22 protein-coding genes are annotated in these 16,403 nt (G+C 40.2%); 5 read left to right on the top strand and 17 right to left on the bottom strand.

Features of this window, described 5'->3' with window-relative positions:
- The 3 genes from ASE42_RS04865 to mnhG are packed head-to-tail and all read left to right on the top strand — an operon-like array spanning position 1 to position 1,119.
- A complete protein-coding gene (locus tag ASE42_RS04865) occupies positions 1-480 on the top strand; it encodes a Na+/H+ antiporter subunit E (RefSeq protein WP_024425941.1) in 480 nt (159 codons plus the stop codon).
- Positions 480-761: a Na(+)/H(+) antiporter subunit F1 gene (locus tag ASE42_RS04860; RefSeq protein WP_024425942.1), complete on the top strand. Its 282-nt coding sequence runs from the start codon at positions 480-482 to the stop codon at positions 759-761. Before ASE42_RS04865 ends, ASE42_RS04860 begins: the two co-directional genes overlap by 1 nt.
- Positions 745-1,119, top strand: coding sequence for a monovalent cation/H(+) antiporter subunit G (mnhG, locus tag ASE42_RS04855; protein WP_056765899.1), 375 nt, complete (start codon positions 745-747; stop codon positions 1,117-1,119). The genes ASE42_RS04860 and mnhG overlap by 17 nt, the downstream gene beginning before the upstream one ends.
- 92 nt (positions 1,120-1,211) lie before the next feature.
- Here the strand turns inward: mnhG and ASE42_RS04850 are convergent, their stop codons facing one another.
- The 6 genes from ASE42_RS04850 to degQ form a co-directional block, all read right to left on the bottom strand.
- Positions 1,212-1,601 carry a hotdog fold thioesterase gene (locus ASE42_RS04850; RefSeq protein WP_024423321.1) on the bottom strand — a complete coding sequence of 130 codons (390 nt, stop codon included), beginning with the start codon at positions 1,599-1,601 and terminating at the stop codon, positions 1,212-1,214.
- Between the two features lie 23 nt (positions 1,602-1,624).
- Positions 1,625-2,266, bottom strand: a complete 642-nt coding sequence (locus ASE42_RS04845; RefSeq protein ID WP_024423322.1) for a response regulator transcription factor — start codon at positions 2,264-2,266, stop codon at positions 1,625-1,627.
- An 80-nt stretch (positions 2,267-2,346) separates the two neighbouring features.
- Positions 2,347-4,638, bottom strand: coding sequence for an ATP-binding protein (locus ASE42_RS04840; RefSeq protein ID WP_056765897.1), 2,292 nt, complete (start codon positions 4,636-4,638; stop codon positions 2,347-2,349).
- A 13-nt stretch (positions 4,639-4,651) separates the two neighbouring features.
- Positions 4,652-4,825 carry a competence pheromone ComX gene (gene comX, locus ASE42_RS04835; protein WP_041107629.1) on the bottom strand — a complete coding sequence of 58 codons (174 nt, stop codon included), beginning with the start codon at positions 4,823-4,825 and terminating at the stop codon, positions 4,652-4,654.
- The gene (locus ASE42_RS04830; RefSeq protein WP_056765894.1) at positions 4,803-5,726 is read right to left on the bottom strand and encodes a polyprenyl synthetase family protein; all 924 of its coding nucleotides are present in this window, start codon (positions 5,724-5,726) and stop codon (positions 4,803-4,805) included. The genes comX and ASE42_RS04830 overlap by 23 nt, the downstream gene beginning before the upstream one ends.
- A 151-nt stretch (positions 5,727-5,877) precedes the next feature.
- Positions 5,878-6,018, bottom strand: a complete 141-nt coding sequence (gene degQ, locus ASE42_RS04825) for a degradation enzyme regulation protein DegQ (protein WP_003213123.1) — start codon at positions 6,016-6,018, stop codon at positions 5,878-5,880.
- A 505-nt stretch (positions 6,019-6,523) separates the two neighbouring features.
- On the opposite strand from degQ, the gene ASE42_RS04820 reads away from it, so the two are divergent.
- The gene (locus tag ASE42_RS04820) at positions 6,524-6,880 is read left to right on the top strand and encodes a hypothetical protein (RefSeq protein ID WP_041107631.1); all 357 of its coding nucleotides are present in this window, start codon (positions 6,524-6,526) and stop codon (positions 6,878-6,880) included.
- A 35-nt stretch (positions 6,881-6,915) separates the two neighbouring features.
- On the opposite strand, the gene ASE42_RS04815 is transcribed toward ASE42_RS04820, so the two are convergent.
- The 9 genes from ASE42_RS04815 to ASE42_RS04775 form a co-directional block, all read right to left on the bottom strand.
- A complete protein-coding gene (locus tag ASE42_RS04815) occupies positions 6,916-8,142 on the bottom strand; it encodes an EAL and HDOD domain-containing protein (protein ID WP_041107632.1) in 1,227 nt (408 codons plus the stop codon).
- Positions 8,143-8,279: 137 nt separating this feature from the next.
- Positions 8,280-9,752, bottom strand: coding sequence for a nicotinate phosphoribosyltransferase (locus ASE42_RS04810; protein ID WP_024423327.1), 1,473 nt, complete (start codon positions 9,750-9,752; stop codon positions 8,280-8,282).
- A 17-nt stretch (positions 9,753-9,769) separates the two neighbouring features.
- The gene (locus ASE42_RS04805) at positions 9,770-10,321 is read right to left on the bottom strand and encodes a cysteine hydrolase family protein (RefSeq protein WP_024425949.1); all 552 of its coding nucleotides are present in this window, start codon (positions 10,319-10,321) and stop codon (positions 9,770-9,772) included.
- Between the two features lie 60 nt (positions 10,322-10,381).
- Positions 10,382-10,789: a YueI family protein gene (locus tag ASE42_RS04800; protein ID WP_024423329.1), complete on the bottom strand. Its 408-nt coding sequence runs from the start codon at positions 10,787-10,789 to the stop codon at positions 10,382-10,384.
- Positions 10,790-10,816: 27 nt separating this feature from the next.
- Entirely contained in the window at positions 10,817-11,065 is a 249-nt protein-coding gene (locus tag ASE42_RS04795) for a YueH family protein (protein ID WP_056766854.1), read from the bottom strand.
- 96 nt (positions 11,066-11,161) lie between these two features.
- Complete coding sequence (locus ASE42_RS04790) at positions 11,162-11,383, bottom strand: spore germination protein (RefSeq protein WP_024425952.1); 222 nt, start codon at positions 11,381-11,383, stop codon at positions 11,162-11,164.
- Between the two features lie 98 nt (positions 11,384-11,481).
- Positions 11,482-11,703: a spore germination protein gene (locus ASE42_RS04785; RefSeq protein WP_003213446.1), complete on the bottom strand. Its 222-nt coding sequence runs from the start codon at positions 11,701-11,703 to the stop codon at positions 11,482-11,484.
- A 66-nt stretch (positions 11,704-11,769) separates the two neighbouring features.
- The gene (locus ASE42_RS04780; RefSeq protein WP_024423333.1) at positions 11,770-12,873 is read right to left on the bottom strand and encodes an AI-2E family transporter; all 1,104 of its coding nucleotides are present in this window, start codon (positions 12,871-12,873) and stop codon (positions 11,770-11,772) included.
- A gap of 183 nt (positions 12,874-13,056) precedes the next feature.
- Positions 13,057-13,293 carry a YuzF family protein gene (locus ASE42_RS04775; RefSeq protein ID WP_024423334.1) on the bottom strand — a complete coding sequence of 79 codons (237 nt, stop codon included), beginning with the start codon at positions 13,291-13,293 and terminating at the stop codon, positions 13,057-13,059.
- A 176-nt stretch (positions 13,294-13,469) separates the two neighbouring features.
- On the opposite strand from ASE42_RS04775, the gene ASE42_RS04770 reads away from it, so the two are divergent.
- Entirely contained in the window at positions 13,470-14,957 is a 1,488-nt protein-coding gene (locus tag ASE42_RS04770; RefSeq protein WP_226014936.1) for an esterase/lipase family protein, read from the top strand.
- On the opposite strand, the gene ASE42_RS04765 is transcribed toward ASE42_RS04770, so the two are convergent.
- Together ASE42_RS04765 and ASE42_RS04760 are read right to left on the bottom strand one after the other, a co-directional pair.
- Positions 14,954-15,487, bottom strand: coding sequence for an HD domain-containing protein (locus tag ASE42_RS04765; protein ID WP_024425954.1), 534 nt, complete (start codon positions 15,485-15,487; stop codon positions 14,954-14,956). The genes ASE42_RS04770 and ASE42_RS04765 overlap by 4 nt on opposite strands.
- 144 nt (positions 15,488-15,631) lie before the next feature.
- Positions 15,632-16,375: a (S)-benzoin forming benzil reductase gene (locus tag ASE42_RS04760; RefSeq protein ID WP_056766852.1), complete on the bottom strand. Its 744-nt coding sequence runs from the start codon at positions 16,373-16,375 to the stop codon at positions 15,632-15,634.
- Positions 16,376-16,403 lie beyond the last annotated feature (28 nt).

The raw sequence follows: 16,403 nt of genomic DNA, 5'->3' as shown, positions 1-16,403 counted from the left end.
ATGGCCTTTCAAATATTACTAAACGCACTCCTCGCCTTTACATGGATGTTTATGAATGATACATACAGAGCCGCAGACTTTGTATCAGGTTTTGCATTAGGGATGATCGCCATTTTCATGCTGCGTCGATTTTTCCCGCAGCGTTTTTACGGCTATGCCCTTTATGCGATTTTCAAGCTGATCATCATTTTTATTCGCGAGCTGCTTCTTGCCAATTTAAGTGTATTAAAGACCGTATTATCTCCAAAGCTCACGATTAAGCCCGGTATTTTCGCCTTTCGTACGGACTTGAAAACAGATTGGGAAATCACCATACTGGCAAATATGATTACATTGACACCAGGTACACTAGTGATTGATATTTCCGATGATCGGTCCATTTTATACATTCATGCGATGGATATTGAAGATGCTGAAAAAGCCATTCACGATATCCGGGTTTCATTTGAAAAAGCGATTCAGGAGGTGAGCGGTAAGTAATGGAACTCATTTTGCAAATGTCACTTGGCATTCTTGCGCTGTCTACCTTGCTTTTTGTGATACGAGTGATCAAAGGTCCCTCTATTCCTGATCGTGTAAGTGCACTTGATGCGATAGGAATCAATTTAATTGGGATGACAGCCATCGTTTCAATTTTACTGAAAACCACTGCATTCTTTGAGATTATTTTACTGCTCGGTATCCTTGCCTTTATCGGTACTGTCGCTTTTTCCAAATTCCTTGAGAAAGGGGAAGTGATTGAAAATGATCGTCATCGCTAAAACCATCGTGATTTTCTTTATCCTGCTAGGCGCTATCCTCTGTTTGATTTCAGCCATTGGTGTCCTTCGCCTGCCGGATGTTTACACACGTATGCATGCTGCATCAAAAGCATCGACCCTTGGCGTTGTTCTGATTTTAGTAGGTGTGTTTTTTCACGAATGGTTTCTTGCAGGCGTTATTTCTGCAAAAATCCTTCTCGGCATCGTATTCATCTTCCTGACAGCACCAGTCGGCGCACACTTAATCGGAAGAGCCGCCTACAATACTGGTGTTAAGCTCGACAAACGCAGTGTCCAAGATGATTATGGCGGTTTCCGTAACTTTGTGATTAAGCGAAAAGAAGATTCTTATTTATAAAAAGCGAAAAAGAATGGCCTGCCATGTTGGGCCATTCTTTTTTTACCGCTCAACAGCATACAAAAAAAGCTTCCGCTGCACCGGGAGCTTTTTTATATGCGATCAATGACAGCAAGTGTGCATCTTGACGTACAGATGTGCCGGTCTCGATCATCTTTTATATCGATTTGAAATACCATTGTACGCCGTCCTACATGTACAGGAACAGCTGTCGCTGTCACAACTCCATCGCGTACAGATTTTAAATGATTGGCATTGATTTCAATACCTGAGCAAACTTGCTGCGTTAAGTCTAAATGAGCCGCAGCCCCCATGCTCGCCACTGTTTCTGCTAGAGCAGCAGACGCTCCTCCGTGCAGCAGTCCAAATGGCTGTTTTGTTCTGTGATCGACTGGCATTGTTGCAACGCATCGTGATTTATTGCACTCTACAATCTCAATACCTAGTGCCTCAAGCAGTGTATTTGATCCGCTCACATCCATTAAGGCCCTCTCCCTTCACACGTTTACAGCACACTTTCAGACTTAGCAATTAACACCGCTTCTGTACGAGATCCAACATTCAGCTTATTAAAGATGGATGTCAAACTGTACTCAATTGACCGTTTGCTCAAATGAAGCACATCGGCAATCTCCTGGTTCGTGTATCCTTTTTCTACTTCTCTAAGGATCAAACACTCCCGTTCGGTTAAGAGGTCGTGATCAGTCTGCTGTGCCTGTTCTGGCTTTTCTTGCTGCTGTGAAATTAATTTCTTTAAATAAGACAGCTGAATGACAACTTCTCCTTGTAATGTGCGGTGTATGTATTCAATAATTTTGTCTTTCGTCTCTGTTTTGCTAATTGCACCGTGTAATCCAGCCCGAATAGCCTCTTCAAAATAATCATCTACTTCATACCCTGTATAAATGATAATTTTCACTTGATGGTTGGTTTCTAAAATTTGTTTCGCAATGTCCATTCCATTGATATCCCCGAGATTTAAATCCATTAAAATCACATCATAGATGGAAAAGTCATGCGTCTTTAAAAAGGCGGCTTCTGCATCAGGACTTAAACAATCGACTGATAGCTGCTGGTCTGATTCTAATATGCTTTTTGTCCCTTCCATGACAGCCGGATGATCATCAATGACCAATATCTTCTTCATGTCTTCCTCCCTTTAAATCACTCACTTCCATTTTATATAAAAGACTTGGCTGATGCCAAGTCTTAATCCTTAATAAATCGTTACAATTCCATTTCAATTTTCACCTTAAGCCCTTTTTCCGGTGCTGTGTGAATTTGAAGCTTTCCATTTAACGCTTTCACTCGTTCTCTAATTCCCGATAGCCCCATGCTCATTGTGTGCTGATCAAGATGACTGGCATCAAAACCGACTCCATCATCCTCATAGTGAAGAACAACCTGATCTTTAATACAAATCAGCATCACTAACACTTGAGTGGCTTTTGAATGCTTCAGGGCATTGGATAACAGCTCCTGAACAATTCGGTAAATATTCAGCTGTGAATCAATATCAATGTCCAATTCTTTATCAAAGCGTGTCGTATTCAGCCTAATATGAAACGGCGCTTCCTCCTGAATTTGAGAAGTCAGCTTCGATATCGCCTTTACTAAACCTAAATCATACAGCAGCTGCGGCCGAAGCTCATGACACGTTTCTCTCGTCGTTTGAATGACTTTGGACATTTGATCATTCCATGAGATAAGCGAATTTTCAATAGATGTCGGGCATTGGTTATTTTGGAAATTCGTTAAAAACATCTCCGACTGCCTTTTTAGTGATATCAAGTCCTGCAGCACGGAATCATGAAGATCTCTCGCTAAATCTGAACGCTGCTTTTCTTCCATAGCAAACATGATTTTCTTCAGCCATGCAGGATTGGACTCGCGCTGTTTCAAATCGTCAAGATGCTCCATCAACTCTTCGATTTTAACGACATTTTCCAAACTGACACTTGTATAAAAGGCCAATGTTTTCAGCCAAGAAATCTCATCACGCGACAATTTTGGTGTCCGTAAATTAGATAAACAGCAAATCACAAAAGAGTGACCGCCCCGCTCACCAATTTTCATCATGAACCCTTTATCAAGCGCAATGATTTTTCCGACTTCACCTAATAATTCTTGAAATTGGTCTACATACTTTTTCCATAGCTTACTTTCCTCTGTCGATTCATCAATCTCTTCAACCTGTCCATCTGCCTTCACTTCAAGCACAAAGGCTTTGTTCACAACAAGTACTTCTAAAATGGTGTATTTTAAATGATATAACACTTGGTGAAGTGATGACGCCTCACGAATGAGCTGCGTGAATTTAAACACGCTATCTTGGTAATTATGCTTCTCTGAAAAACGCTTCAGACGAAAACGAAAATCGATGATTTCTTTAAAATAGAAGACAGTGAGCATAAGAATATACGTGATAATTGTAAATTTCATTGTATAAAAGTTAGCACTTGGCTTCTGAATGAAATCAAAGATAACGACTACAACTATAGTAGGTGTGATGGCTAAAAGACTATAATATTTGATTCTCCCCAAGAAGAAATCAACATTATATAATTTATTTGTCATAAATTGATAGACTAAGAAAAACGGTATCAATAGAGCGAACGATGCTAGGATATAAGGTGAAATAAAATATTTATGAAATAAATAAGGAATAATAAAAAATAGCATAAATGGACTGAATGATGAGATCAAAATAAGTGCAAAGGCACTAAGGACATTTCCGATTTCAGTCCCCTTCAACTTTTTAGCAGCCCTTAATGTGATAATAATCGTAATAAATGCAAGTGCAAAGAATGAAAGTAAGTTAAAAGCAGCTAAAACCATATCTTTAAAAATAATTTCTAATACAATATTTATAAAAGGGACGGCATACAAACAAAGAAGTACACGCCAACTAATAATTACCGTTCCTAATTCCTTTAAATATTGATACATAAAGTGCATATACAACGGGGGTACACAAGTCATCGTAGAAATTACGATAAAACCGCTAATATATTCCCCTTTACCAGAGCCGCCAGAGCTTACATAGGCTACAGCAACAGCTAGCAAAAAGAGAGCAAGAATATATGCAGACTCTTTTTTCCTAGCTTTATTGATTTTTAAAATCATAAATATACAGAATAGACTGATCGAATAAAAAATGATAGGTATTAAATAAATAAACAAATTTTCTTGACTTAATAAGCTTACATTCTCTATTTCAATTTCATCACCATGTCTATCAACAACTAAGCTCTTGACATTCGCTAAATAACCTCGTCTTACTTCTTTGGTTGGTTCTTTGTTACCGTTCACTTCAAGGATGATATCGCCTTTTCTCACACCAGCATAATAGCTGTCTGTAAAGTCTACAACATCCTCTATTTCAAGTTGTCCGTCACTATTCACCGAAACGACTGCCCCTACAAAAATATTAAACACATTGATGTAGGAAATATAAATCACATAAATGAAGCTAAGGATCAGTAAAATAACAGTTAATTTCGAGTAAAATTTTTGCATAGAACCTCTATACTCACCCAGCATCTCTCCATTTTTTTGATCTAATGGTATCTTCTTTCTGAAAACCTTCAACAATAATGCTTGCAGTCACTTGATCAACGTGAAGCAACGATGCATTTCCATGAGCAACTTGCTTTAATGCCGAGGGATTCTCCACTAGATAACTAACTAGTTTCTGAATGTTCATCTTCTCCATCTCCAATTAAAAAAAGTATCAGCTTTTCCTTTTTAGAAGCCTCTAAATGTAGTATTTCGAATGCTTCTTTAAACTTATTTCTGAGAAGGTTTCTCATAATAAATACATATTGTTGAACGCCAGATTCTTTTAATTTATCCTTTAATTCTTCAGAGCCAATGCTCTTATCCTCTGATTGATAATAACTGAGCAAGTCTGAACTGGATGGATTAAATTCATTTTTTAAATATAATAGCGGTAATGTTTGCATTCTTTTAAAATCAATATTCTTTTTATTAAAAAGGGCCACATAGTCATTTTCAAGCTGCTCTGCCATGCCTAGATAATAAGCATATTCTTCTACATTTTTTTCAAATGAACCTGTTGCCAAAATAACCCCTAACATACAGGGTAACACAAACAGTGATCCTGCCTTTAACTTCATGATATTTAAACAATCCTGCTCTTTCTCTGGCTCCAGTGTCATATCTATATGCTGTCCTTGCATTGACTGAATGGAATAGGAGTATACACTGTTTAAAAGCTCCGTTGCATGATCAAGCTTTGAAAAGACTTCAAAGCTCAATACAAAAAGAACATTTGCTGCATTCATTGCAATTCCGCTCTGACACTTCATCCAAGGATACGAATCTTTGTCCTGATCTTCAATATCATCTAATATATCGGCTGATAAGATGAGAAGTTCAATCCCTGCTGCCAGTTTTGTAATCGCTTGCTTGTCTTGACCGCCAAATGCCTTATAATGTTGGTAAGCTAATTGTCCAAAAGGGAATTCATTCTTTATATCTGTAAATTCAAGAAGCAGTTTTTGTAAATCATTCTGCCTGACTGCATGTTGAATAAAATCAGACATATTCTGCTTGATTTTTGTATTCTCTAGATAGTTTAGCATACTCGATCTTGTACCTCACCCTTTCGTCTTTTATTTTACTAAAAAGACATGAGCAAATGTCCACTGACATCACTATTTAACAATTATATAATAATATATCCTTTTTTTGTATGTATTTGGATAAAAAAAAGACTTGATGATTATCAAGTCTTTAAGAAATTTTCACATATTCATATTTGTCGTATTGATCAATGCTTTTGTTAATGTTATGAAGAGAAGCCGTTGTTTCTCTGATTTCGTTTTCAAGTTTCCATAATAATTGTTTAAGTTCTTCGATTTCATACTTTTCCATCGATTCCACTCTCCTTTTTTGGAAGATCAATGTATTTGTGTATGGTGATTGGGTCATAAGTATTTGATCTGTTACTAACAGTGTAAATGTAATTGAGTATTTTTTCACCGAAAAGTATGCACAAAACGTGTGCGTGATACCGCAAAATTCAATAGGTCTTTTTTCATCATTTTCTGACTTTTCAAATCATACTTTTATCTCAATTTCAAAGGAATTGCGTCATTTTTGCGACAGGAATAGGCATCATTCGTCACACTTCTCTCCCGACAGAACGTACGATCCCCTCTGTATCTTCGGTTTTGCGTGTCATAGGTCAGACGACAGACACTATTGTGGACACCGCAATTTTTTGGCGACATTCACCGAAATTGACCGCAAAAGTACCTATTTTTATGCTGGAATTACAAAGATAGAAAGATCATTTTGATTCTTTATTCTGATTTTCTACATACATTTAGAACAGATATCCGTCCAATTTCACGTCAATGAGAAAAGAGGTGACCATGTGTTTTACTATGTTCCTTATTCTGCTTTGCAGGTTCCCGCAATGAACCGCGCATATCCGCCGCGCACGCCAATGACTTTTCCTCCAGTAGATGCCCACTCTTTTCAACGAGCCGCAAAAGAATCAGCCCGCCTCGTTGCTGATGCTTCACTCATTACACAGCAAATTTCCAGCTCCCTTCCGTTTGCGCAGCGCATCATGGAGGCTGCTGAGCGCTCTGATTCAACAAGTGTCATCCGAATGCTGAAGCAAATCGGTGTGAAAAGCGGCATTGATATCCGCTTTAGTCCAGAAGGGATTCGCATCTACTTGTCTCTTGCCTCCAGCAGACTTTTTCTTCTTTTAAAATGGGCATGACAAAGAAAAAGCCGCTCTCACACGAGCGGCTTTTCTTAAGATTCAAACATTTTATGGCACCATTCAATGGCTTCTATATAACACCCATAGGCCTCCTGTTTCGGGAGATTTCCATCTAACATTTCATCATCCCATTCATTTCGTTCAATACGTTTGGCCACACCTAGCACAAAAGAATAATCATTTTCATAGCCAAGCAGTGCCTCGCCAACTTCATCAGAAAGCGGTAGTTCCTTCACAAGTTCTGTGATATCTGCCCTGACAAGCGTATCAATGAGAGAAAACATACCTGTCAGCATATAAGAGGCGGGATGCTCTCGTTCAGTACGAGAAGCAATCAACTCACACGTTTTGGCACGAATGAATGACATTTTGATAATTTCTTTTTGGCTTGAGTTAGCTTGGACATTCAGTTCTTTAAATGAAAGGATAAAGATCCAGCGCCGAATTTCATTAAATCCAAGCAGGATAATCGCCTGCCTGATACTTTTAATTTGATATAGACGTCTCATGCTGCCTGAATTCAGCATTTTTAATAATTGATATGATAGCGAAAGGTCACTTTCAATAAAATGGGTCACGGTCTGGATATTCGGCTGGTCCTTGCTTAACTCATTTAAAAGCTGATGGTACGCATGGAAGCTGGTCGATAATGCTCGGCCCGATATCACATGCGGCTCACTAAAGAAATACCCTTGAAACAAGTGGAAGCCCGCTTCAAGCGCCTCTTCATATTCTCTTCTCGTTTCTACCTTTTCTGCTAGGAATCGAAGGCGATACTTTTTATACGAATGCAGAATATCTCTTCGTTCTTGCGTTGTGGTTTTCAGAAAGTCAATTTTTAAAATATCTATGCAGTAGAGGAGTTCCTCAAGCAGCTTGTCACTATAATGTGTTCCGTTTAGGAAGAAATCATCGAGTGCAATCGTATATCCCCATTTTTTTAACTGCTTACATCTCATAATAAGTGCCGGGGTAATCGGTACATTTTCTAATATCTCGATCACAAGCTGATGCGGATCAAAATAGGTGAGCAGATCAGATGAAAGCAAGCTTTCGGTGAAATTAATATAGCATCGTTTTCCTTCTGTCAGTGTTTCGATGCCGATATTTAGAAAACTATTGATAATGAGGTCCGTTGTCGCTTGATCACCGTCTTCAGCGCTATATGTATTGGTTTCACTATCTCTATAAAGCAGCTCATATGATACGACTTGTTCTTTTCTGTTAAAAATAGGCTGTCTCGCAACAAACACCCTCAACTGCTCCAATCCTCCTTTATGCCATGACAAACAAGATGTGCTTTCAGTATACCAAATGATTGCGCTTTTAGTTCAATTTCAATCGGTCAAAATAAAAAAAAGAGACCATCTGGCTTGATGGTCTCCCTTTCTTCAAATTATTCGCTTTCATAAAGCTCTTTTTTGATTTTATTTTTCACATCATGGATAAACTGCATTTTATTATCCCAGCATTTTTGACTCAAATCGACTGGATATTCTTCCGGTTTGCTGATTCGTTTGTATTCCTCCCAGAAGAGTCCAAGACTGTCCTGCACGTAGGCTTGAATCGTTTGAATATCTGGATTGTCATAGACAAGTTTTCCTTGCTCAAAAATCGGGACGTGAAGATCTTTCGCCACAAAGTTTGTCACGAATTTACTAATAAATGTATGCACAGGATGGAACATTTTTAGTTTATCCTCACTATGAACATCTTCCTCTTCAAGCGCAATGTAGTCACCCTCAGAATGATGATTCAATTGATTGATAATCCGGTACACACGTTTACGGCCTGGTGTTGTCACTTTCTCTGGGTTGGATGAAATTTTGATGGTATCATTCATTTTGCCGTTTTCTTCAATGGACACCAGTTTATACACTGCACCGAGGGCTGGCTGATCGAATGCTGTGATCAGTTTTGTTCCAACACCCCACACATCAATTTTGGCGCCCTGTGCCTTTAAGTTCATAATGGTGTGTTCATCAAGATCGCTTGATGCAATGACTTTGGCATCATGGAAACCTGCTTCATCAAGCATTGTTCTAGCTTTTTTAGACAAGTATGCAAGGTCTCCGCTATCAAGTCTGACACCAATAAAGTTGATTTTATCTCCAAATTCTTTCGCTACCTTAATCGCATTCGGAATACCTGATCTGACGGTATCATACGTATCGACTAGAAAGACGCAGTCTGTATGTGTTTCAGCATATTTTTTAAATGCCGTATATTCATCGCGGTATGCTTGTACAAGTGCGTGGGCATGTGTTCCTGATACTGGTATGTTGAAGCGTTTCCCAGCACGAACATTACTTGTCGCCTGAAAGCCGCCGATGAGTGCCGCTCTTGCTCCCCACATCGCTGCATCCATTTCATGCGCACGTCTTGTTCCGAATTCTAATGCTGTCTCATCTTCTATGATTCCTTTAATCCGGGCCGCTTTTGTTGCAATCAGCGTCTGGAAATTCACGATATTGAGCAATGCCGTTTCGATTAACTGAGCTTCAACAAGCGTTGCCTCGATGCGCATAATCGGTTCATTCGCAAAGACAATTTCCCCTTCTCGCATTGAATGAAGTGTACCTGTAAAGGACAATCCGCTTAAATAGTCAATGAAATCGCTTTTATAACCGAGTTCATCTTTTAAATACGCCAGATCGCTTTCGGTGAAGGAAAAGTCCGATAAATATTCAATCGCTTTCTCTAAGCCAGCAAATACAGCGAAGCCATTGTCAAATGGAAGCTTTCTAAAGAAGAGTTCAAAGACTGCCTTCTTCTCATGAATGCCGTCTCTCCAATACGTTTCTGCCATGTTAATTTGATAAAGATCTGTATGTAGTGATAAACTGTCGTCATTAAACCGATGCTCCAACTTCCATTCTCCTTCCCTTACTTAACCACTTTCGCACCAAGCGACTGCTCAAAATGAGAAAGTGCCCACTCGTGCCCCGCTTCATTAAAACTCGCCACAGCATTTTGGTGAATCACAAGTTCGAAGCCTTTATTGTACGCATCAACAGCTGTATGAAGTACACAAATATCGGTACATACGCCGGCTAAGTGAAGTTCCGTGATGCCGCGCTCGCGCAGTTTCATTTCTAATTGAGTGCCTGCAAAAGCAGAGTATCTTGTTTTTTCCATATAGTAGACATGTTTTAAATGTTTTGACGTGTGAAATAGTGAACTTAGTTGTCCATAAAGTTCAATACCCTCTGTTCCGCGAATATTATGGGGCGGAAATAACTTTGTCTCTGGATGATAAGGGTCCTCTTCTTCATGATGATCGACAGCAAAGACGACAAAGTGGCCTTCATCAATAAATGAAGAAGTGATCTCTGTGATCTTAGACTCAATCGCCTGTCCAGGCTTTCCGCATGTCAGTTTTCCATCGTCTGCAACAAAATCAACTGTATAATCAATACAAATCAACGCTTTGCCCATCCGCATCTCTCCCATATGCTCTTTTGAATCATTATAGCTTATTCATTTCACTAGGGAAACCTATTCAACAGATTCATGAGAAAAAGCTTTTTGAAACAGCTCATCCTCTATATAGATATGCTCCTGATTGACCGCACCAGGCATCTCTATGACAAGACCAAAAGGAGAGTGTGCTTCGTGATGATTCACCACTTTAAAGGAACATCCAGCGGCATTTGCCATTTTCACATATTGAGAATAAGAAGCATAGGACAGTTCACCATTTAAAAGAAGGGAGGCCTGTCGATTGGCCTTCAATACTTGTTCCACCTCTTGATACGGTTTATTTCTTGATACCTGTCCCTTTGTCAGGGCGAGAAGCGCTCGTTCCCTTAATGAACCAAGAAACATCCTTCGTTCATCAGGTTTTGTTTCAGCATGTCCAAATATCCCTTGCTGCAAATAAAAGTCTACGGATTCTTCTTTCATCGCTGTTTTCACTCCTGGTTTCTAAATTTACATTTCTGTGACCCAGTGCACAACCTTGAGTGCGAGTTCACGGGCTTCGACTGTTTCTATTCTTTCCATTAAGGATTGTTCAAGCGTATGGATGAGCTGCTCCTTTTCATCCTCATACGCAATGGAAATACTCCATTCAATGTCAGGTACGGCTACAAGCGTTTTATATTCTTTTTTATTTTCATGTAAATATACATTGTAGGTCTTTGGTTGTCCGCTTGTGATGTGTGCTTTTCTAATTTTCATTTGACTCTGTTCACACCTCTTTTTTCTTCTTACATCCATATCCATTGTACCATAAAAAAAGACAGCTTCTGAAAAGGAACTCCCTTTCAAAGCTGGCTATGCATTAAAGCTCTTTTGCTGGCTGATCAGGTCTATATCCCACATAAACGTAACGTTTGGACTGCTAAAAAATTGGACAAAGTCCCCTGCATTATAGGTACCTGATCCACCGGCGGAGTGATCGACACTTTTTGGCGAAATGGCAAAAACATCACCGAAATGTGCAGAACCATTTCCAATCACACGGTCAATATGAATAGGTCCAACAATCGCTGGCATCTTTCCACCACCTTTTCTCCCCACATCATATGCCCAGCTCAAAAATAAGTGTATGAAAAATAAAAAAGACAGCTGATCTGTGACCATCAGCTGCCTTTCTATGCGTTAAATGATTGAGGCTGGCCAAACAATGTAAAGTCCCAAAGCATCGTGGCATTCGGATCACTTGTAAGTGACATATAATCACCTGAATTAAAGGCTCCCGCACCGCCAGTAGAGTGGTCTACAGCCAAAGGTGCAATGGCCAGGACATCACCGAAAGTAGCTGCACCGTTTCCTCCTAACGACTCGATATGAATAGGTCCAACGATTGCAGGCATCAGAATCTCCCCCTATCTGCTTATCTCAATCATCTTATGCAAGTAGGGAAAAGGTGTGCATCTGTCCTAGACGTTTAAATGCTGTTCTTTGCGAGATCGCTGACGCAGCTGCACCAATCTGACAATATTCAAGGTGATGGCTTTAAGCAGTGCATAGACAGGGACCGCAAAGATCATGCCAAGGATTCCGCCAAAGCTTCCTGCCCCAATTAATAGCAGGATGATGGTCAAAGGATGTGTGTTGAGGCGTTTCCCAATGATCAATGGAGAAATGACATTTCCGTCAATTTGCTGAACGACAAGAATGACAATGACTGTCACCACCGCTTTTCCAGGCGAATCAAGAAACGCAATAAGCACAGCTGGTGCCGCGCCAAGATATGGTCCAAGGTACGGAATCACATTTGTGACCGCAATGATAATGCCGAGAATGAGCGCATATTTCACACCGATTAATAAGTATCCGATAAAACAAGCCACTCCAACAAATAAACAGACAACAATCTGCCCTTGTATGTAAGCCGCAAGTGTATCGTTTAATTCTTTAAAGATTTTCAATCCTTCCTTACGGTAAGGCATTGGCAAAAATTGAACGAGCTTGTCCGGAAACTTATGTCCGTCTTTCAACATATAAAACAAAATGAAAGGAACTGTGATCACAGCTAAAGCAATATTGGCAATCACGCCAAACACAGCAGACATGCTTGACGCAATATTTTCCGGCAAACCTTTTAATGTCGAAACAATTGTCTGTTCAAACTTCGAGACAGAGACATAATCTTGGTTCATCATCCAAGTAAATGTTTTAGAATGCGAGAAGTCGTTGATAAATTTCTGCATATCCGTCACATAACCAGGGAAGCTTTTGACAAGTCCACCGACCTGCGTGACAATAACCGGCCCCGCAGCATTCACAATGAACGTGATGAGTCCGATGAACAAGAGATAAATGATCAGGATAGCAAGTGTCCTAGGAATTTTCTTGGACAAAAATCGAACAATTGGATTAAAGATGAAAAAGAGAATTCCAGCCAGCAAGATGGGAACAAACAAGGTTGAAGCAAATAAAATAATCGGCTGAAATAAAAACGAAACCTTTGTAGATACATAAACAATGAGTAAAACAAGTAATATTTGGAATGTCCAAAAATGAACTTTAGATTTTAACAAAGATGCTCCTCCTGTTACGTATTGATCTTATTAAAAAACTACTATTCAACCCACCTTCTGTCAACTGCTTCTTGTTTTAGAACCTTATTTTTTGTAAAAAAAAGAACAATTGGTATATCATGCACTTTTTCCAGATATACATTCTATAAGCATGAAAAAAGCAGACACCTATGCGTCTGCTTGTTACACTCTTTCACTGTGATCAGGCATCACCGATACAATTTGCTGGATCCGCACATAAAAAACTGATTTTGCCCCCGCCTCAATCACAATATGATCCGGCATGACTTCCTTCAATTTTCCGCGCACTGTATCTTTCACTGTTTGAACAATTAATCTCATACCGATCACTTTCTGCAATGTTTGATAAACATATGGATCAACTAATGAAACAAGCTGCGGACTTCCTTGTTGTGCCATCCTACCTGCCCCTTTACTTGTGTATTTACCCACAGCGTATGCAATGACCCATGTGAATGTCACTCAGGGCAAACCCACAACTCAAATACCATATTTTAACATTTTATATAATTTTACATCTTTTGGAAGTATAATAGATTGGTGCTGCCAACAACTTAAAACATTTGAAGAGGTGAATGATCTTGAAAAAACTCATCTGTCTCGCTGCTGTCATGCTCTTTTTTTCCTTTGCAAGTGATGCGTATGCAGGATCAATTGGGGATGAGCCTGGGACACCAGGAAAGTGGTTTAAAGGAGAAGAGCCGGTTCAAAAAGACGAGTCAAAACCGCCACTTGTTTTTGTTCACGGCATTAACAGCTCCTCCTCCACATGGTTCGACCGAAACGACATGGCAAAGCAAGCTGTTCTGAACGGATACGAAAGCGCATTCATAGATTTGTATCCAGATCAGGATACGAAAAAGAATGGCAAACTATTAGCAGAAAAGTTAAAAGAAATCTATGATGTGTTCGGTCGAAAACTCATTGTGATTGGTCATAGTAAAGGCGGGGTGGATACACAGTCCGCACTCGTGTATCACAATGCCCATCCATATGTAGAGAAGGTCATCACACTCGGCTCCCCTCATTACGGGACGCCGCTGGCAGATTTAGCGTATAGCAAGGGCGGAAGCTGGCTCGCGGAAATTCTTGGACAAAAAAGCGACGCGCTCTATTCTTTGCAAACGGGGCTCATGGCGGCTTTTCGAAGTGAAACCGACAAGCTGGAGAAGTTTCCTCATAAATACATCACGTATTCGGGATCGGAATGGGGAACATTTGGCGGGGTGCTGTACTTAGGAGGCATGTATTTAAAGAGCTTTGGTGCAAATGATGGCGCCGTCACGGTAAGCAGCACAAGACTATCATATGCAAACAATATTTTAACAGGGAAATGGGATCACAACTCAATTAAAAACGGCACAAGCATGTTCCCTGTGTTTCAGCATCAGCTGCTGGCAAATGCCGCAAGCGCTGAAAAAGAAAATATAGAAAGCCCGAACTCTACTGAGCTGAATACAGATGTTTATGTGAAAGGCGGAGAAAGTGAAAAGGATAAAACAGAAGCGTTCTATGTAGAGGAAGGAACGAATGGCTTATCGATTCAGTGGTTAAATGAAAGTCATGAGGCGCGGCCAGAAATCATCGCCCCAAATGGAGACGTCTTAACAAATCTGAAGACATCGGAAGCATCTTTCCCATATGAAGGCGCATTTTCGCACCATGTACAAATCAATAAACCCGTTCCTGGAAAATGGACGATTCGATCAAATTCAGGAAAAAAGGCTCCTTATTTGCTGCTCGTATCCTTTGATTCACCATTAAATGACGAAATCAAAGCAGAGGCAGCGAAATCAGGGGATGATGCATCGACCCATTCAAGCGGTCTGATTAAACGATTAAGCAAGAAAGTAGAAACTTTTTACTTTAAGGATGCCCAAAAAGATCATCCTCTCAAAACAACTGCTTCATCAGCTGTTCAATTGAAAAAAGAAGGTGCTTATTCTGTCACGGTTCATTACACCGGACTCACTGCATCAGGTACATCTGCATTTAACCGTACCGTTATTCGCACATTGTATGTCGATCAGGATGGAAATATTCATGGAGACATTCCATACTAAACAGAACGTTTCATGGGCTGAAGTGCCTGCTGCACTTTCTGATCCAATTCCGTGATTTTTTTCATTGCAAGTGATTCGTCTATTTGTCTGTAATGATGATGTCCGCCAGGCTCTTCATCCATTTCATCTGCTTTCTTGACGATTTGCTGAAGTGTGTCCTTATGAAGGTCGCCCTCTGGCAAATATGAATCTGTATGAAGCAGAATCGCAAGCGCAATATCTTTAGCTGCCTTTGGTTCCTCACCGAGGCGTATGAGCAGTTTGTGAGCCCGCTCTGCGCCTTTAATGGCATGAATATCATTCCGTCTATATGTCTCGTAATCCCATTCTCCGCCATCTGTATACCATTCATAGTGGCCGATGTCATGCAAGAGGGCTGCTTTCACAGCGAGATCTGGATTAATCCCAGCCTGCACCGCCAGTTTGAATGCGTGATAAGCACAAGCAATCGCATGGGCTTTTCCTGAACGATTTAAATATTTTTGAGCGACTGGATGGGTGTAAACATCCATTAATGTAACCTTTCTCATGGAAACCCCTCCTTATCTATATTTTTAGCATCCTAACATATTCTGAAAAGAAACTCAAATGTTCTGTTATATTTTCTATGAGTCTCAAGAATAGCTTATGTCAAATGAGCTGTTTTTGCTTGTACAATACGAAAAAAGCAGTCGCTATGACTGCTTTTTCCCATACTCACGTGCATCGTAGACACATCCGCCAGCTGAATCACCCGCTAAAAGATCGAGCAAAATACCTGCGACTTCATCTGGACTCTTCAGTGTGCCTGTTTCATATAATTGCTGAAAACGGTCTATTTGTTCAAAGTCTTGTTTTGATGATTTCCGAATTTCCCCCTGCATATCTGTATCGATCGTGCCGGGTGAAAAGGAAAACGTGTTGATCGGATGCGCCTCGTCCTGTTGTTCCTCATGAAAAGTCCTCATAAACATATCGAGTCCTGCCTTTGAACTGCAATACGCACTCCAGCCTTTGTATGGGTTTTTCGCCGCTCCAGAAGAGAGATGAACGATCGTTTTCTTTCCGTTAAATGATTGAGTCTGCTTGGCAAACACATGGCTCAGCAAAACAGGAATGACAAGATTCAGCTTGTAATGCTGATGAAGTGTATCCTGTCCGCCTTGTCCAACGCGCTTGATAGGTGTGACCATTCCTGCATTGTTGACAAGTAAGATGTCATCAGCATCTGCCAGAGTTTGCGGCGTAAGACTATGTTGAAGCCATTTGGCCGCTGCTTCTTCATCGGTCAGATCAACCTGGGTATGTGTGAGCTTCGGATGGGATATCGGCGATGCACTTCTTGCTGCTGTGTACACATGATCCCCGCGTGAAAGCAGCCTGTTCACAAGTGCTAGGCCAAAACCTTTTGATCCGCCTGTAACGATTGAAATTCGAATGACAATCTCCTCCCTTGATATCACTATT

Source organism: Bacillus sp. Root920, assembly GCF_001429445.1.
In the GTDB taxonomy this organism is placed as follows: domain Bacteria; phylum Bacillota; class Bacilli; order Bacillales; family Bacillaceae; genus Bacillus; species Bacillus safensis.
The sequence above is the reverse complement of the archived record's forward strand: the minus strand, read 5'-3'. Positions and strand labels throughout refer to the sequence as shown.

What these genes read in the sequence shown, in the direction of transcription:
- ASE42_RS04865 (WP_024425941.1), top strand. Translation starts at nt 1, where the DNA reads ATGGCCTTTCAAATATTACTAAACGCACTCCTCGCCTTTACATGGATG.
- ASE42_RS04860 (WP_024425942.1), top strand. Translation starts at nt 480, where the DNA reads ATGGAACTCATTTTGCAAATGTCACTTGGCATTCTTGCGCTGTCTACC.
- mnhG (WP_056765899.1), top strand. Translation starts at nt 745, where the DNA reads ATGATCGTCATCGCTAAAACCATCGTGATTTTCTTTATCCTGCTAGGC.
- ASE42_RS04850 (WP_024423321.1), bottom strand. Translation starts at nt 1,601, where the DNA reads ATGGATGTGAGCGGATCAAATACACTGCTTGAGGCACTAGGTATTGAG.
- ASE42_RS04845 (WP_024423322.1), bottom strand. Translation starts at nt 2,266, where the DNA reads ATGAAGAAGATATTGGTCATTGATGATCATCCGGCTGTCATGGAAGGG.
- ASE42_RS04840 (WP_056765897.1), bottom strand. Translation starts at nt 4,638, where the DNA reads ATGCAAAAATTTTACTCGAAATTAACTGTTATTTTACTGATCCTTAGC.
- comX (WP_041107629.1), bottom strand. Translation starts at nt 4,825, where the DNA reads ATGAACATTCAGAAACTAGTTAGTTATCTAGTGGAGAATCCCTCGGCA.
- ASE42_RS04830 (WP_056765894.1), bottom strand. Translation starts at nt 5,726, where the DNA reads ATGCTAAACTATCTAGAGAATACAAAAATCAAGCAGAATATGTCTGAT.
- degQ (WP_003213123.1), bottom strand. Translation starts at nt 6,018, where the DNA reads ATGGAAAAGTATGAAATCGAAGAACTTAAACAATTATTATGGAAACTT.
- ASE42_RS04805 (WP_024425949.1), bottom strand. Translation starts at nt 10,321, where the DNA reads ATGGGCAAAGCGTTGATTTGTATTGATTATACAGTTGATTTTGTTGCA.
- ASE42_RS04800 (WP_024423329.1), bottom strand. Translation starts at nt 10,789, where the DNA reads ATGAAAGAAGAATCCGTAGACTTTTATTTGCAGCAAGGGATATTTGGA.
- ASE42_RS04795 (WP_056766854.1), bottom strand. Translation starts at nt 11,065, where the DNA reads ATGAAAATTAGAAAAGCACACATCACAAGCGGACAACCAAAGACCTAC.
- ASE42_RS04790 (WP_024425952.1), bottom strand. Translation starts at nt 11,383, where the DNA reads ATGCCAGCGATTGTTGGACCTATTCATATTGACCGTGTGATTGGAAAT.
- ASE42_RS04785 (WP_003213446.1), bottom strand. Translation starts at nt 11,703, where the DNA reads ATGCCTGCAATCGTTGGACCTATTCATATCGAGTCGTTAGGAGGAAAC.
- ASE42_RS04775 (WP_024423334.1), bottom strand. Translation starts at nt 13,293, where the DNA reads ATGGCACAACAAGGAAGTCCGCAGCTTGTTTCATTAGTTGATCCATAT.
- ASE42_RS04770 (WP_226014936.1), top strand. Translation starts at nt 13,470, where the DNA reads ATGATCTTGAAAAAACTCATCTGTCTCGCTGCTGTCATGCTCTTTTTT.
- ASE42_RS04765 (WP_024425954.1), bottom strand. Translation starts at nt 15,487, where the DNA reads ATGAGAAAGGTTACATTAATGGATGTTTACACCCATCCAGTCGCTCAA.